This window comes from Pseudomonas sp. P5_B2, from assembly GCF_056400445.1.
Genome location: NZ_JBFULH010000944.1, coordinates 1 through 1,268 on the forward strand (window position 1 = coordinate 1; position 1,268 = coordinate 1,268).

The 1,268-nt window shown below is 55.3% G+C and carries 1 protein-coding gene; it reads left to right on the plus strand.

Going from position 1 to position 1,268, the window contains the following annotated elements; all coding sequences use genetic code 11:
• Positions 1-368: 368 nt before the first annotated feature.
• On the plus strand, positions 369-1,268 hold a 900-nt coding region (gene algB, locus AC1DRJ_RS28200), incomplete at its 3' end, for a sigma-54-dependent response regulator transcription factor AlgB (RefSeq protein ID WP_477805030.1).

Sequence of the window (1,268 nt, forward strand, 5' to 3'; positions counted from 1 at the left end):
CCATTGCAGCGTGCGTGCCAGCTTTTTTTAGTCAATAAAAATCAATAAAATCAGTAAGTTATAAAGATACAAAAAATAATTCGCGACGCATCCTGCACGATGTCCCCTCCACGGTCGTGCGAAATGCACGGTAGATTCGGGGGTGTTTTGAATCTTTTTGAATTGCGTGATGGTCGCAGATGTCAGAAAGGGAGGCGAGTAGGTGCCTCAAGCGCAGGTTTTGACAAAAAATCAAAGAAATCAGTGGATTAGGTAGGGCGCTAGCAGATAGCTACCCGACTGGCACTGGAATGGATCAGAATCGACCATGCAACTTGCCCGATTTATCCGGGACTAACCAAGATCAATCTTTAAAGGAGCGCAGGAACATGGAATCAGCCACGGTGCATCAAGGCCGCATTCTGCTGGTGGACGATGAGTCCGCTATCCTGCGAACCTTCCGCTATTGCCTCGAAGACGAAGGCTATAGCGTCTCCACCGCGACCAGTGCGGCTCAGGCCGATGCCTTGTTGCAGCGTCAGGTGTTCGATCTGTGCTTCCTTGATTTGCGCCTGGGTGAGGACAATGGCTTGGACGTGCTGGCGCAGATGCGCATCCAGGCACCATGGATGCGCGTGGTGATCGTCACCGCCCACTCGGCCGTGGACACCGCTGTCGATGCGATTCAGGCGGGGGCCGCCGACTACCTCGTCAAGCCGTGCAGCCCCGATCAATTGCGTCTGGCCACTGCCAAGCAGTTGGAAGTGCGCCAACTTTCGGCGCGCCTGGAAGCCCTTGAAGGTGAAGTGCGTAAACCCAAGGATGGCCTGGACTCACACAGTCCAGCCATGAAAGTGGTGCTCGAAACCGCCCGCCAAGTCGCTGGTACCGATGCCAACATTCTGATTCTGGGTGAGTCTGGCACTGGTAAAGGTGAACTGTCCCAAGCCATTCATGGCTGGAGCAAGCGTCAGAAGAAATCCTGCGTCACGATCAACTGCCCGTCCCTGACCGCCGAACTCATGGAAAGCGAACTCTTCGGTCACAGTCGTGGTGCCTTTACCGGTGCTAGCGAAAGCACGCTTGGCCGAGTCAATCAGGCAGACGGGGGCACGCTGTTTCTCGACGAGATCGGCGATTTTCCACTGACATTACAGCCAAAATTGCTGCGGTTCATTCAGGACAAGGAATACGAGCGGGTCGGTGATCCGGTGACCCGCCGCGCCGATGTACGCATTCTGGCGGCGACGAACCTGAACCTTGAGGACATGGTGCGCGACGGGCGATTC